Source organism: Pseudomonas sp. LTJR-52, from assembly GCF_003691465.1.
Taxonomy (GTDB): Bacteria; Pseudomonadota; Gammaproteobacteria; order Pseudomonadales; family Pseudomonadaceae; genus Chryseomonas; species Chryseomonas luteola.
The window spans coordinates 5,429,596-5,453,932 of the sequence record NZ_CP033105.1 but is presented as its reverse complement, the minus strand read 5'-3'; the positions used below and the strand labels follow the sequence as shown (position 1 = coordinate 5,453,932).

Here is a 24,337-nt window from a genome sequence, read left to right as displayed (position 1 = left end):
GTTTTTATAAGAAAAGGTCGGCTAAGGTGCCGTTAGCCTTGCGCCGATTCTAGGCAGGCACGCACAGTTTGCGGAAGACGGTACAATTTTGTCGGCTAGTTACCTAAATGTTCGTAGGTCGGTAGGAAACGCTATGGAGAGGGTTGTGATGGAAAAACATGACGCAACCGGAACGGGCGAGGAAGAGGACCAGCGGGAAAGGCTTGATAAACTACGCCAGCGTGTACTGCGGGGGGGAAACAATCCTCATGGGCCCATTCGGGAAACCTTGGCCCGAATCGGGGATCGCTGGAGCCCCTTACTGCTGCTGGTATTGCGTACCGGCAAGCTGCGCTTTACCGAAATCCAGCGGGAAATTAATTCGATGGCTGATGGTGAATTGTCCCAGCGTATTTTGACGCTCAAGCTGCGTGGTCTCGAACGAGACGGCATGGTGACACGAACCGTCATTCCAACAATTCCGCCTCAGGTCGAATACTGCCTGACCGCCTTGGGCGTAGAGCTTGCTCAGCGGCTGGAGACACTTTTGGGATGGCTGGAAGCCCAGGCGGCAACCATCAGCGCTGCTCGGGCCATCTATGATGAAACCTGATCAGGAGCTAGCAAGAGAGCTGGCCGTGTCGATGAGTAATTGGCGAGCCCACGCCAGGCCCGGGTCCTGTTGCTGATACCTGTTCCATTGCAGCGTAATGGTGAGGGTTGGGGATTCCCAAGGTAAGAGAAGTGTTTTCAAAGGCAGGTAGTTTACCCAAAGTGCTGCCATGCGCTGGTGAACGGTGGCGACGCGTTGGGTACCGACCAAAAAGGCCGGAATGCTACTGAAGGTATGGGTTGTAACGGCGACCCGCCGCTCAAAATCAAAGCGCTTAAACAACCAGTCGTCCAGCATTGGTGCGCGATGATCATCACCCAGGCGCACCAGTACATGATCCAGCTGGCGGTAGGTTTCAAAATCCATAGTATCAAGGGGATGACCCCGGTCGAGTAAACAAACATACCGGTCCTGAAATAAGGGCTGCGAAGGGTGACTGTCCGTTATGTGCTGTTCGGGTAGCAGCAGAAAATCTACCTGGCCTCGCTCGATCTGTTGCTCGGCATGCTCGCTTGGCAGGAACTGCTCGATTCGGCAAAGCGGGGCGACCTGAGACAGGCGCTGACTGAACTCGGACATCAGGACCATACTGACATAATCTGACACCATGAATGTGAAGGTTCGTTCGGCCTCCTCAGGAATGAATCGGCCCTGGTTCTGGAGCGTGGCGCGCATCTGAATGAGCAGGTCCCGAACCGGCTGGGCCAGGCTATCGCCTACCGGGGTACGAACCATGCGGCGGCCTACAGGTATGAGCAAATCGTCGCTGAAGTAGTCACGAAGGCGCGCCAGCGCGGCGCTGGTGGCGGGTTGACTAAGAAATAGTTTTTCCCCGGCGCGCGTAATGTTCTGCTCAGCCAGCAGGGCATCCAGTACAACCAGTAAATTCAGATCGAGCCCATAAAAACGCATAGAAGCCTCCAGATTATTGTTATTGAGGCGAACGCACGCCGTTCTTTCTGCTGTGTTTATAACCTGCCATTAGTCTTGTGTGAAAGAGCTGAACCTTTTTAAGCATCCATGAGATTTATACGTCCCATCCCAACATAGAATTTCCCGAATACATAAGACGCCAGTAAGTTCAAGGCATGTTTTTGGCGGATGTCCTTCACCAGGCCTGAATAGGCCTAGTGAAGGGATAAAAATAACAACAACCGGAGACAGCCTATGTGTCTGCATGTTCTCGCTTCAACTGCACACGGCTTGGTACCTGATACCGGCGAGGTACGCCTATGAGCGCTGTGAGAAAAGTATTGATCGTCGGCGGTGGTATTGGCGGGCTATCGGCAGCTATTGCCTTGCGTCAGAGTGACGTCGAGGTGGATGTTGTGGAGATCTGTAAAGAATGGAAGATCTACCATGTTGGCATTGTAGTTCAAGCCAACTTCATTCGCGCCATGGCCGCCCTTGGTATTGCTGACGCCGCCGTGGCGGCAGGATTCCCCTATAAGGGTCTGCGTATTTGCGACACGCAGGGCAACATAAAGGCCGAACTCTCTGGCGCACCCCTCGCAGGTGAACATTACCCTACCAACCTGGGCTTGACCCGCCCGGCTTTGCATGAAGTCTTGTATGCGGCCGCAACTGAGGCGGGCGCCTGCATCCGGCTAGGTACAACGTTTAGCGAGATCGAGCAGACCGCCGATCAGGTAATCGTACGCTTCACCGATGGCAGCCAGAATACCTATGATCTGGTAGTGGGTGCGGATGGTGTGTATTCCAAGGTCCGTAGCCAGGTATTCGGTGATCAGTACAAGCCTAGGTTTACCGGGCAGGGGGTATGGCGCTATAACCTGCCACGGCCACCCGATCTCATGCATTCGCACATGTATGAAGGCAAGCCGGGCGGCAAGGCTGGTTTTACTCCCTTGACTGCAGACAGCCTTTACGTGCTTTCGGTGTTCGAGGAGCCCGGTAATCCCTTTTTTCCACCGCAGACCCTTGCAGAAGAGTTTCGTAAACGTCTGGAGGGTTATGGTGGCCTGATCCCCCACATGCGGGAGCAGATAACCGATTCCGAAAAAGTTGTTTATCGTCCCCTCGAAGCGCTGCTCATGCCGGCGCCTTGGTATCGCGGGCGAGTCCTCCTGATTGGTGATGCAGCCCATGCCACCACGCCGCACATGGGGCAGGGGGCTGCGCAGGCTGTTGAAGATGCTGTCGTACTCGGAGAGTTATGCGGTCAACCAGAGCTGACACTGACAAAAGTCCTTGAGCAATTCATGGCGCGTCGCTACGAGCGGTGCAAGTTCATCAATCAAGGATCGGTACAAATCGGCGAGTGGGAGCAACGACCTAGCCCTGAGGCCAATTTCGCGGGCTTGATAGCCAAGATGATCGAAGTTACTGCCGAACCTATTTAAGGATATCGCCATGCACCGTAACCCTTTAGAGGGCTGGCAGGTCGATCGTTCGGCGATCGGTTTTGTTGGCCATGATTTACAACGTCCCGAATGCATTATTGCCCAACCGGATGGCGTACTCTGGACAGCTGATGCCCGCGGCGGCGTCATGAGGATCGAGCCTAACGGTCATCAGTACCTGATAGCGCCCGAACAGACAGCCGCTTCGGACAGCGACTTCGAGTCGCGCTATGTGCAGTCGCAAGGTACATCCTTGCCAAATGGCCTGGCGCTGACGCCTGAGGGTGATTTCATTATCTGCAATTGGGGACTGGACCGTATCGAGCGGCTAGACCGCAGCGGAAAGGTCCAGGTCATGCACGATCATTTGGAAAGCAAACCGCTGGGCAAAACCAATTTTCCGCTGCGTGATTCGAAAGGGCGCATCTGGTTTACCGTGACCACTACCATGCAGCCCTGGACCGACTCGATCAACTCGGAGGTATTGGATGGCTATATCGGCGTCATAGATGAAAAGGGCATTCGCATCGTAGCTGAGGGTTTTGGCGGTACCAACGAGATTCGCTTCGATGATAAGGAGGAGTGGCTCTATGTGGTTGAAAGCAACGTACGCCGAATCTCCCGACTACGGCTGAACACCGATGGCAGCCTTAGCGATCGGGAAGTCTATGGGCCAAGCGAGCTAGAGGGTTTTCCTGACGGCTTCGCCTTTGACAGCTTTGGCAATCTTTGGGTGACGCTGGTCATGAGCGACAAGCTGATTGCCCTGACGCCCAAAGGAGACGTACTTACTCTGCTCGATGACGGTAACCCTAAAGCAACGGCTCAGTTGAATCTTCATTACAAGCAGAAAACCCTGACGCCTCAGATCATGCAAGCCGCCCATGGCAGTCTGGCGCCCTGGATGGCCAGTATTACCTTTGGCGGCCCGGATCTGCGCACCGTTTATTTAGGCAGCTTGCAAGGCACGCGAATTCCTTATTTCCGCTCACCCGTGGCGGGGCAGCCGCTGATTCATTGGTGTTGATCTAATACCAGGCAGGGAGCCGCGCAGCCGGTTCTCGATAAAAACGATAAGACAGGAGAGCATTCATGATTCGTCATCTCAAGCAAGGCAAGCCAGTAGCTGCCAAGGCTGAGCTTAACGCCCAGGTACGCGTAACGGTAGAAGAAATCCTGACGGCCATCGAGACGCGTGGCGAGGCCGCCTTGCGGGAATACTCCGAGAAGTTTGATAAGTGGAATCCTGAGAGCTTTCGCCTGACTGAGGAGCAGATTCAGGCCTGTATCGACAGCCTACCGTCTCAGGCCATCGAAGACATCAAATTTGCCCAAGCCCAGATCCGCCGTTTCGCCCAGGTGCAGTTGCTCTCACTGCGTGATGTCGAGGTCGAAACCCTGCCGGGCGTGATCCTGGGACACAAAAACATTCCAGTCAATTCTGTAGGATGTTACATCCCGGGAGGTAAGTATCCGCTGCTGGCCTCCGCGCATATGAGCGTACTCACCGCCAAGGTGGCTGGAGTCAAGCGGGTAATTGCCTGCGCGCCACCGTTCGATGGCAAGCCCTCACCGGAAATTGTGGCAGCAATGGCGCTGGCCGGCGCCGATGAAATCTACGTGATGGGCGGAGTGCAGGGCATCGCCGCGATGGCGTTGGGTACCGAGCACATTGCTCCTGTCGATATGCTGGTTGGGCCGGGTAATGCCTACGTGGCAGAAGCCAAACGGCAACTCTATGGGCGTGTTGGCATAGACCTGTTTGCCGGTCCCACCGAGACGATGGTGATCTGCGACGATACGGTGGATGCTGAACTAGTGGCAGTCGATTTGCTGGGCCAAGCCGAGCATGGGCCAACGTCACCCGCCATCTGTATCACTACCAGTACCCAGATTGCTGAGGAGCTGCCAGCAGCGATTGAACAGGTGCTGGCTCGACTGGACACGGCTCCAGTCGCCAGTGTGGCCTGGCGAGACTATGGTGAGATCATCCTGTGCGATACCGATGAGGAAATGCTCGCCGAATCCGAGCGTATCTGCTCGGAACATGTTCAGGTCATGACCCGTGATCCTGACTGGTTTCTTCAGCGCATGACGTGTTATGGCGGCCTGTTTCTAGGGCATCGCACCAATGTGGCCTATGGCGATAAGGTCATTGGTACCAATCATACATTACCCACACTTGGGGCCGGGCGCTATACCGGGGGACTGTGGGTCGGTAAATTCATTAAAACCCACACCTATCAGCGCGTCCTGACTGATGAAGCCAGCGTAGCTATTGGCGAGGTCTGCTCGCGGCTGTGTGCATTGGAGCATTTTTCCGGCCACAAGGAGCAGGCCGATATTCGCGTGCGTCGCTTGGGCATGACGCCCAAGGTGCAGGCATGAGCCGCCTGGAACTGGAGGGGCGGGTCGCCGTCGTGACCGGTGGTGCCGGCGGCCTTGGCACCCCAATTTGTCGCGCCTTAGCGGCAGCCGGGGCCGCTGTGGTAGTTGGGTATAACAGTTCTTGTGAGGCAGCCGAGCGCTTGGCCGCCAAACTGCCTCGGGTCGAACTGGCTCATGCAGCGCTCGCCGCGCCTGTTACAGATAGCCAGGCATTGGATGAGCTGGCGGCAGAAGTGGAGAGCCGGTATGGCCGCTGTGACGTGTTGGTTAACTGTGCGGGAACGACCCGTTTCGTTGCCCACGCCGATTTGCAAGGGCTGGATGACGAGTTGATCGACCGGATCATGGCTACCAACGTTCGTGGCCCTATTGCCTGCGTACGAGCCTTTCGTTCGCTGCTAGACAGAAATGGCAATGGGCTGGTCGTCAATATCAGCTCGATTGCAGCCCGGACTGCCATGGGCAGCAATATTGCCTACTGTGCCTCGAAGGCAGCCATGGACAACCTCACCCAGTCACTGGCCCGTGCCTTGGCGCCTCGTATCCGCGTAGTGTCGGTAGCACCTGGGCTGGCCGATACCGAATTTGTTAGCGGACTTGATCGTACCTGGCGCGACGAGCAGGCGGCGCGTACACCGCTGGGTCGTCTGGCCGAGCCCGAGGAGGTTGCTAATGCTGTCATTGCGCTGGCTACCACGCTCACCTTTACCACCGGTGCGGTCATTCCGGTGGATGGCGGTCGTCCATTGATATGAGGAGGGCGAGATAATGACTCATGCATCCCCGTTTTCCCTCAAGCCCCACCATGGAGGTATCAGCGTGCCTGATCTCAATGCCGCTATAGCGTGGTACAGCGAGATGCTTGGCTTTACGCTGGAGAATCGCCAATACATACCACAGATTCCCGCAACTGTTGCCTTCATCCGGCAAGGGGATTACCGCATCGAACTGTTCGAGCTGGAAGGAGCCGCGCCACTGCCACCGGATCGTCGTGAACCGCATCTGGACCTACTGACCCATGGGCACAAGCACCTGTGCTTTGCCGTACCGGATGTGACCCAGGCCTTTGACATATTGCGCAGCAAGGGCGCTGACATTGTATTCGAGCGCGTTATCGAAGGAACGCCGATGGGATTTCTGCGTGACAACGCAGGCAACCTGCTGGAACTCATTCAGGATCCTGATCTATGGTCGCGCAAGGAGAAAGGTTATGAAGCTAGCCACGCTTAAAGACGGCAGCCGCGATGGACGGCTGGTTGTAGTTTCCCGTGATCTGTGCAGCGCTGTGGAGCCGCGCGGGATTGCGGCAACAATGCAGTTCGCGCTTGAGCATTGGGCAGAAACCGAGCCGCTTTTACAGGCGCTCTACAAGCAACTAAACGAGGACATGGCCGGTAACGCGTTTGCATTCGAGCCACGCGAGGCCATGGCACCCTTACCACGTGCATACCAATGGGCTGACGCATCAGCCTTTCTTAATCATGGCAGCCTGATGGAGCGTGCGTACAACCTGGATATCAAGAAAGACCCGGGTATTCCCATTATCTATCAGGGCGCTGGCGACGATTTTCTGGGGGCGTGTGATGATTATCCGGTTCCAGGAGAAGAGCATCAAATTGACTTCGAGGGTGAAATAGCCGTCGTACTGGATGATGTACCCATGGGCATTCAGCCGACAGCGGCGGCACGCCACATCAAGCTATTGATGCTCTTGAACGATGTCAGTCTCCGAGCACATCTCTTCAAAGAGGTCAGCATTGGATTCGGACCACTAAGGGCTAAACCCAGTACCGTATTCGCCCCTGTAGCCGTGACGCCCGATGAGCTGGGCGAGGCGTGGGCAAATGGGCGTGTTCATCTTCCGCTGCGGGTGACATTGAACGGCAAGCGCTTTGGTGAACCCAACGGAGGCGAAATGGATTTTAGTTTTCCTGAGCTCGTGATGCATCTGGCACGTACCCGTAACCTGCGTGCCGGAACGGTGTTGGGATCAGGAACCTTTTCCAACCGCAACTACAAGCAGACCGGTTCGGCATGTCTCGCCGAACAACGCGCCATCGAGAAAATCGAGTACGGTGAGCCACATACACCCTTTCTGAGCTTTGGTGATCAGCTTCGGTTTGAAATGTTCGACTCGACAGGGCTGAGTATTTTCGGTGCCATTGATCACCGCTTCGTACCTGCGCCCATTGTCGAGGAGGTGTGACATGCACGTGATTATCACGGGAGCTGGCGGCTTTGTCGGGCAGACACTGGTTCAGCGTTTATTAAAGGATCCGAGCGCCTTACCCTGGACGCGCCTGACCTTACTGGACTTGAATCTGACGGAAGTCACCCAAGCTCCTCGGGTTCGCACTATTCGAGGCAGTATTGCTGATCCTGCTCTACTGGCAGATGCACTAGCCGAACCCGCAGATGTTGTGTTCCACCTGGCAAGTGTTCCAGGCGGCGCGGCTGAACGCGACTATACGCTAGGACGACAGGTGAATCTGGATGCCACCCTGGCACTGCTTGAGCGGCTCAAGAACCAGCCTAAGCCTGCTCGGTTGGTATTTGCCAGTACCATTGCTGTTTACGGTTCTCCCTTGCCTTCGATAGTGGATGACACAACACCCCTGCATCCGCAGCTCAGCTATGGCGCGCAAAAGCTTATTGGGGAAATTCTACTGGATGATTTTGCACGTCGCGGTTGGGTCGATGGCATTGCCTTGCGCTTGCCAGGCATTGTCGCGCGTCCGCCACAACCTTCCGGTCTGTTGTCCGCCTTTATGAGCGATGTGTTCTGGAAATTGCGCGACGGCGAGCCCTTTGTCTGCCCGGTTGGCCCAGATGCGGTTGCCTGGTGGATGTCCGTTGCGCGCTGTGTAGACAATTTGCTGCATGCGGCCCGCTTAACCTCGGAGGAGGTGGGTGAGCGACGGGCGTTCGCCTTGCCGGTATTACGACTGACCATGGCTCAATTGATAGAGGGGCTTGTCTCGCGCTTTGGAAATAATCGCCGCGAACTGGTCCGTTACGCTCCAAATGAGGCGCTGGAGGCCAGCTTTGGCCGTTATCCTCCGTTGTTGAGCCCGGCTGCCGAAGCCCTGGGTTTTCGTCACGATGGAAACCTTTATGACCTGATCGAGCGAACCTTGACTTGCTAACTGCCTTACCTAGCGTGCTTGAACAATAACAACAATGAGGAGTCATCCATGAATGCCCCACGCTTGCTATCGCCGCCCAAAGCGACCATTGCTACCTATCTTTTGTTGTTGATCAATTGCCTGTCGCCCATGGCGGCTATCGTTGTAGCACCCAGCTTGCCTCAGATGCAGGCCCACTTTGCCAACGTACCCAACGTTGAATTTCTAGTGCCTATTTCGTTAACCATCCCTGGTCTGCTTGTGGCCTTGCTCAGTCCGGGGGTTGGTATCCTGGCCGATCGCCTTGGACGCAAACGATTGTTGATCTGCGCCATGGCTGGCTACGGCATTCTGGGAGTGCTTCCTCTGTTTCTCGACTCGCTATACGCCATTATTGCCAGTCGTGTCGGGCTGGGATGCGTCGAGGCAGTAGTAGTTACCATTAGCACTACGCTAATCGGCGATTACTACAGCGGAGCCCTCCGGCAAAAGTATCTGGCCCTGCAGACCACGTTCGCCTCGTGCTCCGCAATCTTATTTTTCATGATTGGCGGTGCGCTGGGTGAGCTTGGCTGGCGCATGCCATATATCGTTTATTTGGTAAGCCTGCTATTAGTCGTACTCGGTCATTACCTGCTGTGGGAACCCCGCCGAGATAACCTGGCACGGGACGAAGAGGAGAGCAGTTCAGGGCCGCGTGTCTTTCGGCCAGGTTTGCTGGCCATGATCTGCATGATTACCTTTATCGGGGCAGTAGCGTTCATGGTATTACAAATTCAGATGGCCTATCTGCTTGACACTGTAGGTGAGAATTCACCCCAGACGGCAGGCATGATTGCTTCGGCTTGCAGTGTAATGATCGTATTAGGCACTTTAAGTGTTCACCTGTTATTCCGTTTAAAGCTGCGTATTCCTCACTGTCTGGCCCTATCTTTTGGCCTGATCGGGTTCAGCTTCTTCATGATCCCATTTGCCCACAATTGGCAGGGTATGCTGGCTGCCTCCTTGGTCAATGGTTTGGGCTGCGGTTTGATGCTGCCCACCTTGGCTATTTGGAACATGCGTGAGTTGCCTTGGCAGCGGCGTGGGATGGGTACGGGTATGTGGTATGGCAGTTACTGTCTAGGAATGTTTTTCAGTCCCATCTTGGTTGTAGCAGTATCCAAGCATACCGGTGGGGTTGTCGCTACGGTCGGTCTTGGGGGCTGGGTTCTGTTGCCCTTGGCGGCAGTTGCACTGGGGTGCGCTCTGGCCAGTCGCCGCTCCCACAAGATGCCTATTGTGACCCGCAATCTGGAGAAAGCCTAAATGAGCGCCTCTTCCGAAGGCCGTCTGGCTGGAAAGGTCGCGCTGGTTACCGGTATTGCCAGCGGCATCGGTCAGGCATGCGCGTTGATGTTCGCACGGCAGGGAGCCAAGGTGGTGGGGTGCGATTTGGATACGATAGGGGCCGAGTGCACAGTAGCCAAGGCTGAGGCTGCAGGACTCCACTTGGACAGTCTGCACCCCTGCGATATTACCGATCCCGGCCAAGCACATGAGTTCGTGGCGTTTTCCGTGGCGCTACATGGCGGATTCGATTGCCTAGTTAACGCTGCTGCCTTTGCAGCATTCGCCTGGATTGAGGATATGGACTACCAGGAGCAGTGGCGAAAGACCCTGACAGCAGAGCTGGATTCTGTCTTTCTGCTCTGTCAGGCCGCCTGGCCCGTACTCCGTGAACGAGGAGGGGGGTCCATTATCAATTTCGCCTCGGCTAATGCCTGGATGGCCTTGGAGGGCTCGCCGGCCCTGGCGCACTGCGCTGGTAAGGGGGGCGTCCTGGCGATGAGTCGTCAGCTGGCGATGGAAGGCGGACCGCATGGTATTCGCGTCAACACGCTTTCCCCTGGGCTGATCGAAACAGGTGCTACCCGTGATCACCTGGCTCGTGATCCTGCATTACGTCAGACAGCCCTGAGCAAGCAGATGTTACGTCAGCGCATCGGCCTGCCTGAAGATGTGGGATGGGCCGCGATCTACCTCGCCTCTGACGAATCGATCTGGGTAACCGGTAGTGATCTCGCTATAGACGCTGGCGCCACCGCAAGTTGATCCAGCTGTGCTCTGCACCTGCGTTAGCACGCGGGTAGGGGCTTTCTGTGCCTTTAAAAACAATAACAAAAGGGATAATGGTATGAACAAAACAGCGATTGCCGTCTGGATAGCCGTATTGTCTGTGATGGGTGTCAAAACCGCACTCGCCGCTGATACGGCGGATCACTCACGTACGGGTAGCAACCTGCCTTCCAGTACCGATCAGAGCGTTCCCAATGAGCGTGTTGGGCCACGAGTACTAATGCCTGAGCCCCGTCAGCCAGCCTCACCCGGTCGCCCCTTCGAAAAGCAGGGGCGTTGGTTGCTAGATCATGGGATCAGTGTGCATCTAGGAGCAACCCAGATCTATTTGCGCAACCCCAGCGTGGGTCTCGATACGGGCAACCATGAATCCCTGACGCTCTTCGACATAGGCGCTGATTTTGATATGCAGAAAATTGCTGGTTTAACAGGAGGCACTCTGCATTTCCAGCAGCTCTATGTACCTTGGACCTCTAATCTTACTTATGGCGGCCAGGTAGGCGATGTCATCGTAGGAAAGCCCGGCCCTTATATTCCTAAGGTTAGCCATCTGACCTTGTTTACCTATGAGCAGAAACTGCTGGAAGACAAGCTGTCCATTGAGGCAGGCAAGAGTAACGCAGGCAACTATTTTGCCTTACCGTTGTGCAACGTGCCGCTCGGTTGCGTAAATGCCATTCTGCAAGACACGGCTGGCATAAATCCGCCACCTTATGCCAATTGGGGCTTGCGCCTTGCCTATGACTTTACGCCAACGCTACGTATGCAGGCCGGGGCTTGGCGCAGTAACAATGCCTATCCGTTTACCAACGGCTGGGAACGTAGTAAAGGCGATAGCGGCGGCACGCTCAGTACGGTTTATCTCGCTAACCTGGCCTATCGCACTGACTTCACCATCGAACCCTATCCTCGCAGTTTTGAAGTGATGGGCTTCTACAACAATGGGGAGCAGACCGATCCTTATTACACCGTTAATGGTACTTCCAAACTACAGGATTCAAGTGCTGCCGCTCGCACCAGCAAAGGCGTATCCGGTGTTTACCTAGGGGCCAAGCAGACCTTTTGGCGTTCAGACGGCGGCCAGCCCGGCGTCCCTAACCCTACCGCGCTTTCAGCCTATACCAGCCTGACCCATACCTTTGACGCTGATACGGCTAACGGTGTAGGCACCCTGGGCAACGCAGGAATCATCCTGTCGGCACCCCCTGGCGGAGTCGTCCTTTAGACAGTTACTCCGTCAACTTCAGTTGGGCTCAGCTCACTCAGCGTGAACAGAACTTCCTTGAGGAAGCATACGCTCTGAGCACTGGCGGTGGAGATTATCGACCTGGGCGCAACGAATACGGAATCAGTCTGGATGCTAATTTCGTACTGACCGACAGCATTATAGTCAGTCCCTTCGTGACCCGGACCTGGGGTGCCAGTAGTTGGCTTAATCCCTATACCGGAGAAACTCCTAACGACGGCTACGCCTTTGGTCTGCTGTTTCATATCCAGATTGACCAGCTACTGGGCCTTAATGGGTTGAAATAAACGTGACGGCCTAGGGCCGTCCTCTGTTAATTATCAAGGAGAACTGATATGTCTCAATTCAAAGAGCGCAATGAGCGTCGCGTTGCCGTAATTACCGGAGCGGCCAGCGGTCTAGGTCAGGCGTTTGCCATTCGGCTGGCTGAAGTTGGCTATTCCATTGCCATTGCAGACCATCAGCCAGCCGACGAAACCGTTGCCATCATCAAAGCCAAGGGAAGTGAGGCCTGGGCTGCACCATGTGATCTCAGCGACCCTGCAGCAATTCGGGATTTTACGGCAGAGGTCAATGATGGCTTTGGCCGATGCGATGTGCTAGTCAACAACGCAGCCTACACCCCTCTATGTGGCCTTGACGATACGGACCTAGATACCTGGCGGCGTGTTATGGCGGTCAACCTGGATGCTGCCTTCTTGCTGGCTCAGGCGTTTGCGCCTGGCATGCGCCAGCGCTCTTGGGGGCGCATCATCAATCTGGCCTCAAGTAACACAGGCCGCCCTCAAAAAGGCTTCTTTGCCTATATTGCCAGCAAGAGCGGGGTAATAGGACTGACTCGCGCGCTGGCGGCTGAGCTGGGAGAAAAAGGCGTTACCGTTAATGCCATCTCTCCAGGCCTGATCAAGCATCCCGGCAGCGCTGCCGCTTTGCCGGAGACGTTATTCAGCCAAGTACGGGATAGTCAGTTGCTTAAACGCACCGGTGAGCCGAACGATTTATGCGGGGTATTGGCCTTTCTTGCCTCGGATGCCTCGGGATACATCACTGGCCAGGTGTTTAACGTCGACGGCGGATTTCTCTTTTAACTGCTCTATGTTCACGAATGCGGGAGAAGAAAGATGAAACTACCTATACGTCAGCTGCTTAAAGAATGGCTGTACCCCGCTGGAAGCTCATTGGCCCGAGGGTGTGCAGAGTTGGGCGCAGCGCTGGATGCTGCTCCGCTGAATACGTTTAGTTCCTTAGATCAGGCCTTACCAGAGCGATCCACAGCACCTAGAGAAAAGGACTAATAGTATTCATGAGATGAATAGGTGGCATGCCAACAAACGATTGGTCTGGCATGGCAAGCTCCCTTTAACCTGCACGGAACGTTATCTCGCACAATTAAAAATCTAATAAAGGACGTTTAGCAATGTTTCGTTATTTTCCTACTAATTACGTCTGGAATCTGTCGGTTGACTTGGCTATCGAATCGGGCGCTCGCATCGGTGAGATCGAAGAGATGTGCGCTCCATTGATTGAGGCCTCTAAGCAGCCCGACGCCGCCGGCACCCAGGCTTTTCGCGAGACATGGGCCAAGATGGCCGACAAGCTCTGCGCCCTGGCTAAGGAAGACGAAGCGCAAGGCCGTTTACTCTCTGCAGGCGAGAAGTACAACCGCGCCGCGACTTATCTCATTACCTGTGAACGTTTGCAGGCGCACGGCACACCGGGGCGGCTGGAACTCTACCAACGGTTTCTTAGTGTTTTTCACCGCGGTATCAGTCTTTCCCGGGAAAACTGCGAGCGCGTCGAAATACCTTATGAGGGCAGGGTGCTTTCCGGTTTATATGTACGAGCTGAAGGGGTAAGCGGGCCTGCACCAATCCTAGTCCAGATCAATGGACTGGATTCTACCAAGGAGATGAAGTACCGCGTGGGGCTGCCTGCTTGGCTGGCCAAACGCGGCGTGGCTTCGCTCATCATCGACCAGCCCGGTACCGGCGAAGCCATCCGCTTGCATGAACTCAAGGCCCGCTACGACAGTGAGCATTGGGCTAGCCGCGTTGTGGACTGGCTGGAAACCCGTGACGATATAGACCCCAAGCGCATCGGTATGGAAGGCGTCTCCCTAGGCGGTTATTACTGTCCACGCGCCGTAGCCTTTGAGCCACGCTTTGCCTGCGGAGTGGTCTGGGGCGCTAACCATGACTGGCGCGATGTGCAAAAACGCCGCTTGGAAAAAGAGGGCAGTTTTCCGGTGCCGCACTACTGGGAGCATGTGCGCTGGGTCTGGGGCGGCAAGGATATCGAAGAGTTCATGCAGATCGCTGAAAACGTCCATCTCGACGGCATCCTTGATCGTATTAAGGTGCCTTTTTTAATCACTCACGGTGAAAAGGACTCCCAGATTCCGCTCAAGTGGGCTCATCGCACCTATGAACAGCTCATCAACAGCCCTAAACGCGAGCTAAAGATTTTTACCGAGCGCGAGGGCGGAGTACAGCACTCCAGCTTTGACAACTCCATCAATGCCGGTCAGTACATCGCTGACTGGGTGGCCGAAACCCTTGGTGGGCGCCTGGCCTGATCCTGACCTCATGAGAGCAATGTGATGAATATTATCGGACCGGATTACCTTGTATTTGGTGTCGACGATCTAGAGGCGTGTACCCAGTATCTTGTGGACTATGGCTTAAAGCCGGTAGATGTGACCAGCCAGGGCGGGCGCTTCGAAGCCCTGGACGGCACTGCTGTTGTGCTGCGTCACAAGGACGACACCAGCCTGCCGCCGGCCATGGAAACGGCCACTATGCTGCGCGAAACCGTATATGGCGTGGCGGATGAAGAAACCCTGCAAGCCATCGAGACGGAGTTAGCCAAGGACCGCGCTGTGGTCTGGGGCAAGGATGGTGTGCTGCGCTGTATGGATAACATGGGGTTTGCGCTGGGCTTTCAGATCAGCCAGCGCCGACCGATTGCGCTGCCGTCCGAACGGGTTAATGCTCCAGGCGATACACCCAGGCGGCCGCCGAACCAGCTGGGGGCGAGTACCGATATGGCAGCGTTGCCACGCAGCCTGTCGCATGTGGTGTACTTTGTGCCGGACTATGCCAAGGCAGAGAGTTTTTACGAGCGCCTGGGCTTTGTTTGTACGGATCGCTTTGCCGACGTGGGACCGTTCCTGCGTCCGGCCGGTACGCTGGATCACCACACGCTGTTTCTAATCCAGACGCCACCGTTCATGAAGGGCATTGAGCATTTCACCTTTCATATGGGCGGGCCGACCGAAATGATGACCGCGGGCAGTCGTTTTGTGGAGAAAGGATATCAATCCTTCTGGGGGCCAGGGCGGCACCAGCTGGGCTCGAACTGGTTCTGGTACTTCAATAGTCCCTTGGGCTGTCATGTGGAGTATGACGCCGATATGGACTTGCACGATAACGACTGGATGCCACGCGAGGTGCCACCGGGTGCGGATACGTCACAGTATTTCCTGTTCGCCTACCGCGAGAAGTGGGCACCGGGTGGACCAGGGCCGGCCCAGCAGCATTAAGTCATGAGTGCTTCGGCCATTTTGTGCCGGTTGACGGAGCTGGCCGAGGGCCAGGCCAAAGGATGTGATCCTGAAGGGGCAGGGCATGACACGATCATTGTGGTCTGCCGAGGTGGGCAGGTTTATGTCTATCGCGATGCCTGTCCTCACCTGAACACCCATATGGCCTGGCGCAAAGATGCCTATCTCAACATGGCGCGCGACAAGATCGTCTGCTTTGCCCATGGCGCCCTGTTCGATATCGAAAGCGGGCTGTGCACGCTGGGCCCCTGTCTGGGGGACCGCCTACAGGCTCTGCCTTTTTATATTGATGAAGAAGGCTTCATACGACTGGATAATAATATGAAGGAAATTTCTTCATAACGATACTTGCACACAAAGTTCTCATTATCGAGGGGCTCTTTTGCCATCTCCGCTGCTATTCTGTTGCGCAAGTGTGTCTATTGAACGTCTATCGCACCTGGCCAACTATATTCAGCGTGCAGCGGACGTAAGATTTCAATCATATTTAGCAATCTTCAGTCAGAAGGGCCAGGCTGGGCTACCGTTAGGCATAGACTTGGTGGAATGAAAGAGGAAGCAGGGTTAGCAGGAAATTAACTAAACACAACCAATATTATGCGAAGCCTATAAAAGTGCGTCAGAGAGTGGAGCGTTTAAAATTCCAGCTATTACTCAGGTCAACAGGCTGTACAGTAGAAACATGCCGCCGACGATGACCCGAATAGCAATCGCAGTCGCTTGTGAAAGCGGAACTAAGCTATTTTTGGTTTTTCTGCATCTGCTGGATGATGCCCTGAACCTTCTGCGGATCTCTTAGGTACGGACTCTTGAAGGCTGTAATGCACTCTCCCTGCACCACGTTTCTTCTATAACACAGTGGTGACTGTTCGCTGGGAGAGGTGCAATGAAACGCATAGCGGTTGATTTGGCCAAGTCCGTTTACCAGGTTGCCGAGAGTGTTCAGGTCGGTCGGGTGGATCGGCGCAAGCGGCTCGACTCCAGGGCATTTGCGCAATATGTACAGGAGCAGCTCGAGCCTGTCGAGTGGGTGATGGAAGCCTGTGGCACCGCTCACCATTGGGGCCGGTTGATGCAGGAGAAAGGACATCGTGTCGTGCTCTTACACCCTCGTTACGTGCGTCCGTATCGGCGACGTAACAAGACAGACCGCAACGACTGTGATGCCATTCCACCTCAGCGCCTGGCTGGGCATGACGCCGAACGAATACAGCAGTGGGGAGCGTCGCAGGCTTGGACGGATCAGTTGCAAAGGCAACGTCTACGTCCGCACTTTGCTGATTCATGGTGCGCGAGCCGCATTATTGGCAGCTAAACGCTGCAAGGCGCGAACACCTGAGCGGCTGACACAACTGCAGCGTTGGGCCTTGGACACCGCTGAACGCATCGGCCATAACAAGGCCGCCGTGGCATTAGCCAACAAGTTGGTAAGGATCTGCTGGGTCGTGTGGTGCCATGAGCGACAGTTCAGCGGTAATTGACACAGCATAAAGCCCCGCCTGACGGCGGAGTTAACAATGAAGTGAGTTTTTAGTGGTTGTGGTGAGAAGCGAGACTGTCGGAACAGGCGAGTCCTGCAGCAGAGCAAGGCCGATAACAATGATGATCTTTGTGATCGCTTGAACGCTTGGCCCCTGCTGCGCGAACTACAGAATGGCCAGGGCAGTGCCCAGTAAAGGCCGGATATACGAATGCAACCGCACTGACGACAGGATCGAAAAAGCTATCCTCACTGCTTGTGGGGAGAGTCCTTAGGCGAAAATGCTAGGCATAGAGAGGTGTCGGATGACCAAACAACGTATTAAAGCGCGAGGCTGGCTAATGCTCGATCAGGGCTATAACTACGTTGAGGCAGCCCATTCCTTGGGTTGATTGAATCGGCCCTTCGATAGGTGAAAAGGAGCGAGACGGTATTCCCCCTACCAGCAAAGCCCTAACACCTCAATAGCAAAAGATTCAGGTATTAAAAGCTCTACTTAGAGCAGCATATTAATCTATTCGGCTCGGTGTTTAAGGTCCCCGATCCTGCTATAACTCGCCCTGCCACAAGCGCCGATCTCCGGACGTTTAGCAGCTGTCGCTGCATGCTTAAGAGAATAAGTTGTTCACCCCAGAGTAGTACAGCCGAACCACCATATTCATGATGCGAGAGGAAGGGAGTGAAATCGTGCGTTTCAAGGTACCCAAGCTGATGAGCGAGACAAAGTTGATAAGCAAGCCACCATGCTCACATTGCCTACAAAAAGGCAACAGTGAAGCACCCAGACCTCCCCCAATGTGCTGATTGGGAATTTACCGCTTTAACTATAGATGAAGTCTAGTGCGGCGACATCATGTAAGTCTGGGCGTAGGGTTGCCTGCATTATGTGGCTGCATTGACCGACTAGTTTGCTTGCCGTGTGTAGATTGGGCATCTTCACCAAGGCCCGGTGATCAAGGACCCCGATAGGCGTATGAGCAGCGTGGGCCTGTAAGACGTGCTTTTTCAATATTGAAACCAGAGCCGCCGCCAGCGTATGTGCCGCTACCGTTTCAAGTAGAGCATAAGCCGGCGCGAGAACTGTCATGACAACGCCCCACTGGCACGCGCGTTTCGTAACCTGAAAGCGGAATGGATACCAACGGGGCTACATGACTGTATCGTTGGCTTAACAAGATAATGAGCAGTTCCTGATGCAACGGTATAACTAGCAAAAGCTGCATTATTTCAATGAAAGGATACCGCCTGATGTCTTGGATCCTTTGACCACTACACTTCGTGCCTGCAGACCGCTGAGGCGAGTCTTTAGTAGGTGTCTCAACAACTTGGGATAGATTAGAAAAATTCGTAAGCAATACTCGCGCGCTTGATCAGCGTGTATAGATAGACACAAAAAAGAAGGGATTGTCTTATCGGGTTGCATTAGAAAAGGAAGGGGCGTTCCGCTGATACGCCTGCAGGCACCAGGTAGATCCATCATTGTGCCAGTAATCCTCAGTTGGGCTTTGCCTTATCATGCGGATACTCTCCTCACAGGTCGGACTTGATCCGACTACCTGCTTTTCCATGCTTAGGATGACAGCGGCTCGGCTGTACCAGCAGAACAGCTGAAGATATCCGCTAGGCTTAATACGACCTTTCTCCACTAGGTGCGTTGCAGATGAACCTTTCCTTCGGTAAACGCAAAAAACTGTCGCAGGATCTACGCAACGTTGGCGTAGCCGGTATCTCTATAGGTATTATCAGGCCGTTGTTTATGACCCAGCTTGCTGAAATCGGCCTTGGCTCGTATTGGATATCGGGCCTGGCGCTGGCATTAGGACTCGTAGCATGGATCGCAGGGTTAGCACTCACGCCCTCTGCTAAAGAGGCCTGAAGAGGATTGCTAAAGCCACAGGCACCTGCGCCGATCTCCTTATCCAAGAGGGTTCGTGTAAATGTCTCGTATGAGTTGTCCGAACGTGTCGTTCAAATATTATTTAGCCCCTTTGCTGGGGCTTTTTTTGCCTGATGATAAAGCGCAACATCCAATTGTCGTCTTTACTAAGCTTGCTCAGACAAAAATGTAGTAACATTTCTACATTTAATATTGGAGGATTATACTATGCCTACTACTGTATCAAGCCGACAGTTCAACCACGACACCAGTGGAGCTAAGAAGGCTGCATTGAGGGGTCCTGTCTTCATCACAGATCGTGGTAAACCTGCCCATGTTTTGTTAAGTATTGAGGAATATCAGCGCCTGACACGCACCCAAATCAGCATCATAGATATACTTGCCATGCCCAACGATGAAGATCTGGAGTTCGAGGCACCCCGGACAGTAATTCGTACGCGGAATGTGGATCTTTCCTGATGTTCTTGCTTGATACTAATGTTGTATCCGAACTTCGCAAGGCCAAGCTGGGTAAAGCAAATGCACAGGTAGTGTCCTGGGCGAAAAGCGTACAAGCCGGGGAACTCTATCTCTCATCTATATCTGTTCTGGAAATTGAACAAGGGATTTTGCAATATGAGCGCAGGGATCCCATTCAAGGAGCTGTCTTGCGGTCATGGTTGGAACAGCATGTTCTTCCCGGCTTTGCAGGACGTATCCTACCTGTAGACACAGCTGTTGCTATACAATGTGCACGACTGCATGTACCCGACCCCAGAAGCGAGCGTGACGCCCTTATTGCTGCCTCAGCGCTAGTACATGGGATGACGGTGGTGACTCGTAACGTAAAGGACTTTGAACCAACAGGCGTTCCAATTCTTGATCCATGGCAGGCTATCTAATCAAACAGCCTTTAAGTCCAGGTCATTAGCCGGCAGTGTGATAATGATCTTGAACATATGCTGACGATGGCGCCGGGGTAGTAGCTTGGCCTAGCGCTTTTCTGCGTCTGCCACCGCCTTGTCTGTCCGGTGAATTTCAGCTATTAGCGCCAGCGCCACGATCGCATCAAAAAATCGCACCTTGTTTAATCCTTTCGTTTACGCCAGCAGTTAAGGTGTTTTATAACTAAAACATCCGTCTAGGCGATAGAACTGGGCAAAGATCTCATCAGTCTTGCGCGAGATACCTCGTACTTCTAGTGCGGGGAGGGATAGCGCGGCGCGCAAAGCGTGCCTTTTTATCGCTTCCTGCTAAGGGCCAATTTCTATCTCACATCAAATTTGTATGTTGTAAGGCATGACTAAACGCGCCTACAGATACCGGTTTTACCCAACAGCTGAACAAGCAGAGCTGCTTGTAAAGACGTTTGGCTGCGTGCGTTTGGTCTATAACACCCTGCTGCGCTGGCGCACCGATGCGTTCCATAAGGAACAGCAGAAGATCGGCTACACTGCGGTTAGTGCCCACCTGACCGCACTCAAGAAACAGCCGGATCTTGCGTTCCTGAATGAAGTTTCCTGCGTCCCCCTTCAACAGTCCCTGCGCCACCAGCAGAGTGCGTTCAAGAATTTTTTGAAGGGCGGGCCAGGTACCCTACCTTCAAGAAAAAGCGAAACCATCAATCAGCAGAGTTTACGGCATCAGCATTCAAGTACCGGGACGGCGAGCTGTTTCTGGCGAAAAGCAGCGAGCCGCTGAATATCCGCTGGAGTCGTGCCCTGCCGTCTGCCCCTTCTACCGTGACGGTTTCAAGGGATGCAGCCGGGCGCTACTTCGTCTCGTGCCTATGTGAAGTTGAGCCACAAGCCTTGCCCGTCACGCCGAAAATCATCGGTATCGACATGGGCTTGAAAGACCTGTTTGTACCCTCCGAAGGCGAGCCGGTTGCCAATGCTCGCCATACCGCTAAATATGCCTCCCGGCTGGCATTGGCACAACGCCGGCTGAGCCGTAAGGAGTTTGGCTCTGCCAATCGAGCCAGGGCCCGCCAGAAAGTTGCGAGGATTCACGCCAAGATCTCTGATTGCCGACTCGACGGTTTGCACAAGCTGTCGCGCAGACTAATCAACGAAAACCAAGTGGTCTGTGTCGAAAATCTTGCTGTAAAAAACATGATCAGAAATCCCAGGCTAAGCAAAGCTATCGCTGACGCGGGCTGGGGTGAACTGGTCCGCCAGCTGCAATACAAGGGTGCCTGGGCAGGCAGGCAAGTGGTCGCCATAGACCGCTGGTTTCCCAGCTCAAAGCGTTGTTCTGGCTGTGGGTTTGTAATGGACTCGATGCCGCTTAGTGTCCGCTCTTGGGTTTGCCCTCAATGCAAGGCAGAACATGACCGCGACGTGAATGCCGCACTTAATATCAAAGCGGCCGGGCTGGCCGTGTTAGCCCTTGGAGCGAATGTAAGCGGCAGAGGTCAAGTACCTGTGTCCTGTTCGCAGTGAATTGGGAATCTCCGTCCTTCAGGACGGGGAGCAGTCAAAACCTCTGGTCTACTAGCCATTGGTGAAACATCGGCTACGGATTGCGACTTCAGAATCGTCTGGCACTATGCTCTGAATATCAAAGCCAAGGAAATAGGGGAGATGGCGCATGTCTGACGATCAGCGTTCAACCTACGAGCAGAATCTGTCCTTCATAAAGGCCAATGTGGAGCGCTTGCAGCGCGGTGAGGTCTCCATCGATGAGCTAGAAACGCTGACCGCCCAGATGAACCAGGCCTTCAAATTCTGCGAGGATCGACTGACTAGGACACGGCTGACGGTTGCTGAAGCTATGAAGCAGTCTGCCCCTGCCGCCGAGTGCTGACATGAACGCGCCAGCACCAGCGGTGCATATCTCGCTACACAGCTATCTCAAGCAGATCGAAGGGGTGATCAAACGCTCCTTTGCCGAGCATATCTGGGTAGTGGCTGAGCTGAGCGAATTCAATGTCCGCAATGGTGGTACGTGCTGGTTCACCCTGATCGAGAGCGCTGATGGCAAGGAAATCGCCAAGTGTTCGGCTGTGATGTTTGGCAGTGTCTCAAATGTGCAGCTAAGGGCCTTTGAACAGGTTACTGGATCAAAACCGCAGCCCGGCATGAAAGTGATGCTCAAGGTCTGCGCCACGCTACATCCCCAGTATGGCTTCCAGCTGCAGGTCTATGGCATTGACCCGAACTACACGCTGGGTGAGATGCACGCCAAGGTCGAGCAGATACTGGCGCGGTTAAAGGAAGAGGGCATCCACGACCGGCAAAAGGCGCTCGCAGCGCCAGCAGGCTTCTGGCGTATAGCGGTTGTCTCGCCTGATCAAGCCGCGGGGCTTGGTGACTTCCGGCGCGAAGCGGATCTGCTCGAGCGTCATGGTCTTGTGAGCTTTGACTACTACACCGCCACGTTCCAGGGCGAAAAAGCCCCTGAATCGATCAAGCAAGCCTTTCTCCAGCTTTATGAAGAGCATGGCAAGGCACCCTATGACGTGGTGTGTCTGATCCGGGGAGGAGGGGCCAAGGCCGATATGGCATGGCTCAACCACTATGGGCTGGCCAAGCTGATATGCCGCTTGCCTATCCCGGTCTTTACCGGCATAGGCCATGAGCGCGACGAGACCGTGCTCGATCTGGTAGCGCATACCCGTTTCGATACGCCGTCCAAGGTAATCGGATCGATCCTGCGCCATCTCCAACTGGAGTCTGAGGAGCTTGGTAGAAGCATTGAGCTGGCCAGGCAGCTGATCGATCAGACCCTAAGCCGTGAAGAGACCTGTCTCGTCAGCCTGCACGGGCAGTATCAGAACCTCTCCCAGCAAAGGCTAAGCAACGAGACCCTCTCGCTGGCCGAGCTAAGCCACTGCTACCGCCGAGGCGTGGATGACTGCCTGAACCGGCACGAGAGACAAGTGACGCTTTGGCAGACCCAGGCGCAATCCATGATGCGCGAGTTGCTGCAGAGTGCCGGCGATCGCTTGCACAACTATCAGGAGCGATATCTGGCGCAGCTTCCGTCAGCCGTAGCGGAAGAAGAGCAATGTCTAGGTAATTTCCTGACGCAGTATACCTATCTGGCAGAGCGCAAGGCCTCTGATGTAGCCCATGAACTCATGCAGGTAAGGCAAGCCTTGTCCATGCAACTTGATGCTCGACTGGCTGAGGAACAGCGCTGTGTTGACTCACTGGCCGGTCAGTACCAGCTGGCAGCACAGGGAAGCCTTCAGCAGGAGGAAGCCTCGCTACAGCGCTACAAGGATCTTTATGCAGTGCTGGATCCACGAGCAATCATGGCCAAGGGATTTGCGCTGGTTAGGCGGCAGGATGGTCAATTCGTGAGATCAGCCATTGAGGTAACTTCAGGAGATCGGATAGAGATCAGTTTCTTCGATGGGAATAAAGCGGCCATCATTCAACAATGATAAGGATAATGTGCAGCGGTTACTTTTGCGGATACGCGCTTTCCGACTAGTCTGAAATAGGACTTACCGATCACAGGAACAATAAATGCAGAGACTTACATTGCAGGAACGCCGTGAGTGTTTTGTAAAAGCTGCTCGAAAAAGTAAATTCATAACCTTTCTTTTTGTCCTGCTAGGCGTATTCCTCCACTTTATGAACCAGTTGGGCGGCGTACCAACCACAGCAGACATGATTGAACCACTAGCACAACTGATCTTCATTTTCGGCGGTATAGCTGCGTTTGCTGAATTTGGACGTATGTATATTGAGTTCCGTCTCCAAGAAGAGGCTTAAACTGGCCTTATGGACGATGCGTAAACACAAAACCGCCTTCGGGCGGTTTTTTATGCTGTGGGGTCAACTAACAAGGTATGTCATGACATCGATATCAAGCCAAGACCATTCCAAGGTAAACACACTCTTTGAGCTGATCCATCTGCTCCATATGGCTATCAAGCTAGATGGTTTAGAAATACAGGAAGAGGAAATCGTTGACCTGATCGTCGAGATAGCCAACGAGCTGGACGATACGAGCCCGACGCCTTATCTCCACAATGCCCTGATTGATCCGACCCAGCCGATGGAGCCCATCTGCTGGGTGACGCTTTATATGACCCTACTGCCAGCGGTAGGCCGCACGCTGGGACTCTTGATCACAGAAAGTGTTGATCCCCGAGCATGGGTTAAAGAGGACATGAAGCATACCCAGAATCTTGTTAGCGAGTGGTCACGTAATGCAGAACGGGTCATGGCTGACGTTAACAACGCCATGCGTGATCAGGTGGGATTTGATGCTGAGGAGTTGTCTGAGCACATGCAAAGGACAGGCGAAAGCATGGGCCAGGCTGAGGCACGGCTATACAGCCAGCGGTCAGGGTTGAAGACAGTACATTAGGAAAGGTGGCGATATATTAGCTATAAAACAAATCGCTAGTGGAAAGGTAGAAGCGATATCAATTTAACATAACGGTTATTATACGAAGTTATGGGTTAAGCTTTAAAGGCCGTAGTGACCATGACTGTTAATAGCCTCGCTATTTCCGATTAATGCTTTAATCGGAAATCATCAAACTAGCAATTTGAGGCTAGTACATACTACTCAAGGTCATTTGGAACAGCTCTTTTTACAGTTGGCTGTACCACACTATTACAGC

At 54.2% G+C, this 24,337-nt stretch carries 26 protein-coding genes and 2 pseudogenes; 27 read left to right on the top strand and 1 reads right to left on the bottom strand.

The annotated features are described in order from the left end of the window. Positions 1-148: 148 nt before the first annotated feature. Complete coding sequence (locus tag EAW52_RS25365) at positions 149-592, top strand: helix-turn-helix domain-containing protein (protein WP_122044602.1); 444 nt, start codon at positions 149-151, stop codon at positions 590-592. On the opposite strand, the gene EAW52_RS25360 is transcribed toward EAW52_RS25365, so the two are convergent. Beyond that, positions 593-1,504: a LysR family transcriptional regulator gene (locus EAW52_RS25360; protein WP_122044601.1), complete on the bottom strand. Its 912-nt coding sequence runs from the start codon at positions 1,502-1,504 to the stop codon at positions 593-595. Between the two features lie 320 nt (positions 1,505-1,824). Here EAW52_RS25360 and EAW52_RS25355 point away from each other — a divergent pair, with 320 nt between their 5' ends. From EAW52_RS25355 to EAW52_RS25240, 26 genes and pseudogenes are all read left to right on the top strand, one after another. Then, a complete protein-coding gene (locus EAW52_RS25355; RefSeq protein WP_122044600.1) occupies positions 1,825-2,955 on the top strand; it encodes an FAD-dependent oxidoreductase in 1,131 nt (376 codons plus the stop codon). A 10-nt stretch (positions 2,956-2,965) separates the two neighbouring features. Beyond that, on the top strand, positions 2,966-3,982 hold the full coding sequence (locus EAW52_RS25350; protein WP_122044599.1) for an SMP-30/gluconolactonase/LRE family protein: 1,017 nt from the start codon (positions 2,966-2,968) through the stop codon (positions 3,980-3,982). 65 nt (positions 3,983-4,047) lie between these two features. Beyond that, positions 4,048-5,343 carry a histidinol dehydrogenase gene (gene hisD, locus EAW52_RS25345; protein WP_122044598.1) on the top strand — a complete coding sequence of 432 codons (1,296 nt, stop codon included), beginning with the start codon at positions 4,048-4,050 and terminating at the stop codon, positions 5,341-5,343. Continuing rightward, on the top strand, positions 5,340-6,098 hold the full coding sequence (locus EAW52_RS25340; RefSeq protein ID WP_122044597.1) for an SDR family NAD(P)-dependent oxidoreductase: 759 nt from the start codon (positions 5,340-5,342) through the stop codon (positions 6,096-6,098). The genes hisD and EAW52_RS25340 overlap by 4 nt, the downstream gene beginning before the upstream one ends. Positions 6,099-6,111: 13 nt before the next feature. Then, a complete protein-coding gene (locus EAW52_RS25335) occupies positions 6,112-6,573 on the top strand; it encodes a VOC family protein (RefSeq protein ID WP_122044596.1) in 462 nt (153 codons plus the stop codon). Then, the gene (locus EAW52_RS25330; RefSeq protein WP_122044595.1) at positions 6,554-7,549 is read left to right on the top strand and encodes a fumarylacetoacetate hydrolase family protein; all 996 of its coding nucleotides are present in this window, start codon (positions 6,554-6,556) and stop codon (positions 7,547-7,549) included. Before EAW52_RS25335 ends, EAW52_RS25330 begins: the two co-directional genes overlap by 20 nt. A 1-nt stretch (position 7,550) precedes the next feature. Further along, a complete protein-coding gene (locus tag EAW52_RS25325) occupies positions 7,551-8,489 on the top strand; it encodes an NAD-dependent epimerase/dehydratase family protein (RefSeq protein WP_122044594.1) in 939 nt (312 codons plus the stop codon). Positions 8,490-8,537: 48 nt separating this feature from the next. Then, positions 8,538-9,776 (top strand): MFS transporter, encoded by a 1,239-nt coding sequence (locus EAW52_RS25320; RefSeq protein ID WP_122044593.1) that lies wholly within the window; start codon positions 8,538-8,540, stop codon positions 9,774-9,776. Next, positions 9,777-10,562, top strand: a complete 786-nt coding sequence (locus tag EAW52_RS25315) for an SDR family NAD(P)-dependent oxidoreductase (protein ID WP_122044592.1) — start codon at positions 9,777-9,779, stop codon at positions 10,560-10,562. Positions 10,563-10,644: 82 nt separating this feature from the next. Continuing rightward, positions 10,645-11,811, top strand: a complete 1,167-nt coding sequence (locus EAW52_RS25310) for a carbohydrate porin (RefSeq protein WP_177411923.1) — start codon at positions 10,645-10,647, stop codon at positions 11,809-11,811. Positions 11,812-11,987: 176 nt separating this feature from the next. Beyond that, positions 11,988-12,119: a hypothetical protein gene (locus EAW52_RS26610; RefSeq protein ID WP_256680688.1), complete on the top strand. Its 132-nt coding sequence runs from the start codon at positions 11,988-11,990 to the stop codon at positions 12,117-12,119. A gap of 48 nt (positions 12,120-12,167) precedes the next feature. Next, on the top strand, positions 12,168-12,920 hold the full coding sequence (locus EAW52_RS25305) for an SDR family NAD(P)-dependent oxidoreductase (protein ID WP_122044591.1): 753 nt from the start codon (positions 12,168-12,170) through the stop codon (positions 12,918-12,920). 33 nt (positions 12,921-12,953) lie between these two features. Continuing rightward, positions 12,954-13,127 (top strand): hypothetical protein, encoded by a 174-nt coding sequence (locus tag EAW52_RS26145; RefSeq protein ID WP_162997740.1) that lies wholly within the window; start codon positions 12,954-12,956, stop codon positions 13,125-13,127. Positions 13,128-13,249: 122 nt separating this feature from the next. After that, entirely contained in the window at positions 13,250-14,407 is a 1,158-nt protein-coding gene (locus EAW52_RS25300) for a S9 family peptidase (RefSeq protein ID WP_122044590.1), read from the top strand. Positions 14,408-14,431: 24 nt separating this feature from the next. Then, complete coding sequence (locus EAW52_RS25295; protein ID WP_122044589.1) at positions 14,432-15,373, top strand: VOC family protein; 942 nt, start codon at positions 14,432-14,434, stop codon at positions 15,371-15,373. Positions 15,374-15,376: 3 nt separating this feature from the next. After that, the gene (locus EAW52_RS25290; protein ID WP_122044588.1) at positions 15,377-15,736 is read left to right on the top strand and encodes a Rieske (2Fe-2S) protein; all 360 of its coding nucleotides are present in this window, start codon (positions 15,377-15,379) and stop codon (positions 15,734-15,736) included. Between the two features lie 544 nt (positions 15,737-16,280). Continuing rightward, positions 16,281-16,875, top strand: a pseudogene (locus EAW52_RS25285) (transposase). Between the two features lie 1,659 nt (positions 16,876-18,534). Further along, positions 18,535-18,750, top strand: a complete 216-nt coding sequence (locus EAW52_RS25275) for a hypothetical protein (protein ID WP_122044586.1) — start codon at positions 18,535-18,537, stop codon at positions 18,748-18,750. A 228-nt stretch (positions 18,751-18,978) separates the two neighbouring features. Next, entirely contained in the window at positions 18,979-19,230 is a 252-nt protein-coding gene (locus EAW52_RS25270) for a type II toxin-antitoxin system Phd/YefM family antitoxin (protein WP_122044585.1), read from the top strand. Further along, positions 19,230-19,652 carry a type II toxin-antitoxin system VapC family toxin gene (locus tag EAW52_RS25265; RefSeq protein WP_122044584.1) on the top strand — a complete coding sequence of 141 codons (423 nt, stop codon included), beginning with the start codon at positions 19,230-19,232 and terminating at the stop codon, positions 19,650-19,652. Before EAW52_RS25270 ends, EAW52_RS25265 begins: the two co-directional genes overlap by 1 nt. A gap of 397 nt (positions 19,653-20,049) precedes the next feature. Next, positions 20,050-20,124 (top strand): annotated as a pseudogene (locus EAW52_RS26605) (helix-turn-helix domain-containing protein); the annotation flags it as partial. A 146-nt stretch (positions 20,125-20,270) separates the two neighbouring features. Continuing rightward, on the top strand, positions 20,271-21,194 hold the full coding sequence (locus EAW52_RS25260; RefSeq protein ID WP_256680868.1) for a transposase: 924 nt from the start codon (positions 20,271-20,273) through the stop codon (positions 21,192-21,194). A gap of 148 nt (positions 21,195-21,342) precedes the next feature. Further along, the gene (locus EAW52_RS25255) at positions 21,343-21,558 is read left to right on the top strand and encodes an exodeoxyribonuclease VII small subunit (RefSeq protein ID WP_122044583.1); all 216 of its coding nucleotides are present in this window, start codon (positions 21,343-21,345) and stop codon (positions 21,556-21,558) included. Between the two features lies 1 nt (position 21,559). Further along, complete coding sequence (gene xseA, locus EAW52_RS25250; RefSeq protein ID WP_122044582.1) at positions 21,560-23,143, top strand: exodeoxyribonuclease VII large subunit; 1,584 nt, start codon at positions 21,560-21,562, stop codon at positions 23,141-23,143. Positions 23,144-23,228: 85 nt separating this feature from the next. Next, positions 23,229-23,477 (top strand): hypothetical protein, encoded by a 249-nt coding sequence (locus EAW52_RS25245; protein ID WP_122044581.1) that lies wholly within the window; start codon positions 23,229-23,231, stop codon positions 23,475-23,477. 82 nt (positions 23,478-23,559) lie between these two features. Beyond that, positions 23,560-24,078, top strand: coding sequence for a hypothetical protein (locus EAW52_RS25240; protein ID WP_122044580.1), 519 nt, complete (start codon positions 23,560-23,562; stop codon positions 24,076-24,078). Positions 24,079-24,337 lie beyond the last annotated feature (259 nt).

Excerpts from the sequence above, each read along its gene's own strand:
- EAW52_RS25255 (WP_122044583.1), top strand. The coding sequence starts at position 21,343 with ATGTCTGACGATCAGCGTTCAACCTACGAGCAGAATCTGTCCTTCATA.
- EAW52_RS25245 (WP_122044581.1), top strand. The coding sequence starts at position 23,229 with ATGCAGAGACTTACATTGCAGGAACGCCGTGAGTGTTTTGTAAAAGCT.
- EAW52_RS25365 (WP_122044602.1), top strand. The coding sequence starts at position 149 with ATGGAAAAACATGACGCAACCGGAACGGGCGAGGAAGAGGACCAGCGG.
- EAW52_RS25310 (WP_177411923.1), top strand. The coding sequence starts at position 10,645 with ATGAACAAAACAGCGATTGCCGTCTGGATAGCCGTATTGTCTGTGATG.
- EAW52_RS25340 (WP_122044597.1), top strand. The coding sequence starts at position 5,340 with ATGAGCCGCCTGGAACTGGAGGGGCGGGTCGCCGTCGTGACCGGTGGT.
- hisD (WP_122044598.1), top strand. The coding sequence starts at position 4,048 with ATGATTCGTCATCTCAAGCAAGGCAAGCCAGTAGCTGCCAAGGCTGAG.
- EAW52_RS25295 (WP_122044589.1), top strand. The coding sequence starts at position 14,432 with ATGAATATTATCGGACCGGATTACCTTGTATTTGGTGTCGACGATCTA.
- EAW52_RS25350 (WP_122044599.1), top strand. The coding sequence starts at position 2,966 with ATGCACCGTAACCCTTTAGAGGGCTGGCAGGTCGATCGTTCGGCGATC.
- EAW52_RS25330 (WP_122044595.1), top strand. The coding sequence starts at position 6,554 with ATGAAGCTAGCCACGCTTAAAGACGGCAGCCGCGATGGACGGCTGGTT.
- EAW52_RS25240 (WP_122044580.1), top strand. The coding sequence starts at position 23,560 with ATGACATCGATATCAAGCCAAGACCATTCCAAGGTAAACACACTCTTT.
- EAW52_RS25265 (WP_122044584.1), top strand. The coding sequence starts at position 19,230 with ATGTTCTTGCTTGATACTAATGTTGTATCCGAACTTCGCAAGGCCAAG.
- EAW52_RS25300 (WP_122044590.1), top strand. The coding sequence starts at position 13,250 with ATGTTTCGTTATTTTCCTACTAATTACGTCTGGAATCTGTCGGTTGAC.
- EAW52_RS25325 (WP_122044594.1), top strand. The coding sequence starts at position 7,551 with ATGCACGTGATTATCACGGGAGCTGGCGGCTTTGTCGGGCAGACACTG.
- EAW52_RS25275 (WP_122044586.1), top strand. The coding sequence starts at position 18,535 with ATGAACCTTTCCTTCGGTAAACGCAAAAAACTGTCGCAGGATCTACGC.
- EAW52_RS25305 (WP_122044591.1), top strand. The coding sequence starts at position 12,168 with ATGTCTCAATTCAAAGAGCGCAATGAGCGTCGCGTTGCCGTAATTACC.
- xseA (WP_122044582.1), top strand. The coding sequence starts at position 21,560 with ATGAACGCGCCAGCACCAGCGGTGCATATCTCGCTACACAGCTATCTC.
- EAW52_RS26145 (WP_162997740.1), top strand. The coding sequence starts at position 12,954 with ATGAAACTACCTATACGTCAGCTGCTTAAAGAATGGCTGTACCCCGCT.
- EAW52_RS25360 (WP_122044601.1), bottom strand. The coding sequence starts at position 1,504 with ATGCGTTTTTATGGGCTCGATCTGAATTTACTGGTTGTACTGGATGCC.
- EAW52_RS25335 (WP_122044596.1), top strand. The coding sequence starts at position 6,112 with ATGACTCATGCATCCCCGTTTTCCCTCAAGCCCCACCATGGAGGTATC.
- EAW52_RS25315 (WP_122044592.1), top strand. The coding sequence starts at position 9,777 with ATGAGCGCCTCTTCCGAAGGCCGTCTGGCTGGAAAGGTCGCGCTGGTT.
- EAW52_RS25270 (WP_122044585.1), top strand. The coding sequence starts at position 18,979 with ATGCCTACTACTGTATCAAGCCGACAGTTCAACCACGACACCAGTGGA.
- EAW52_RS25290 (WP_122044588.1), top strand. The coding sequence starts at position 15,377 with ATGAGTGCTTCGGCCATTTTGTGCCGGTTGACGGAGCTGGCCGAGGGC.
- EAW52_RS25355 (WP_122044600.1), top strand. The coding sequence starts at position 1,825 with ATGAGCGCTGTGAGAAAAGTATTGATCGTCGGCGGTGGTATTGGCGGG.
- EAW52_RS25320 (WP_122044593.1), top strand. The coding sequence starts at position 8,538 with ATGAATGCCCCACGCTTGCTATCGCCGCCCAAAGCGACCATTGCTACC.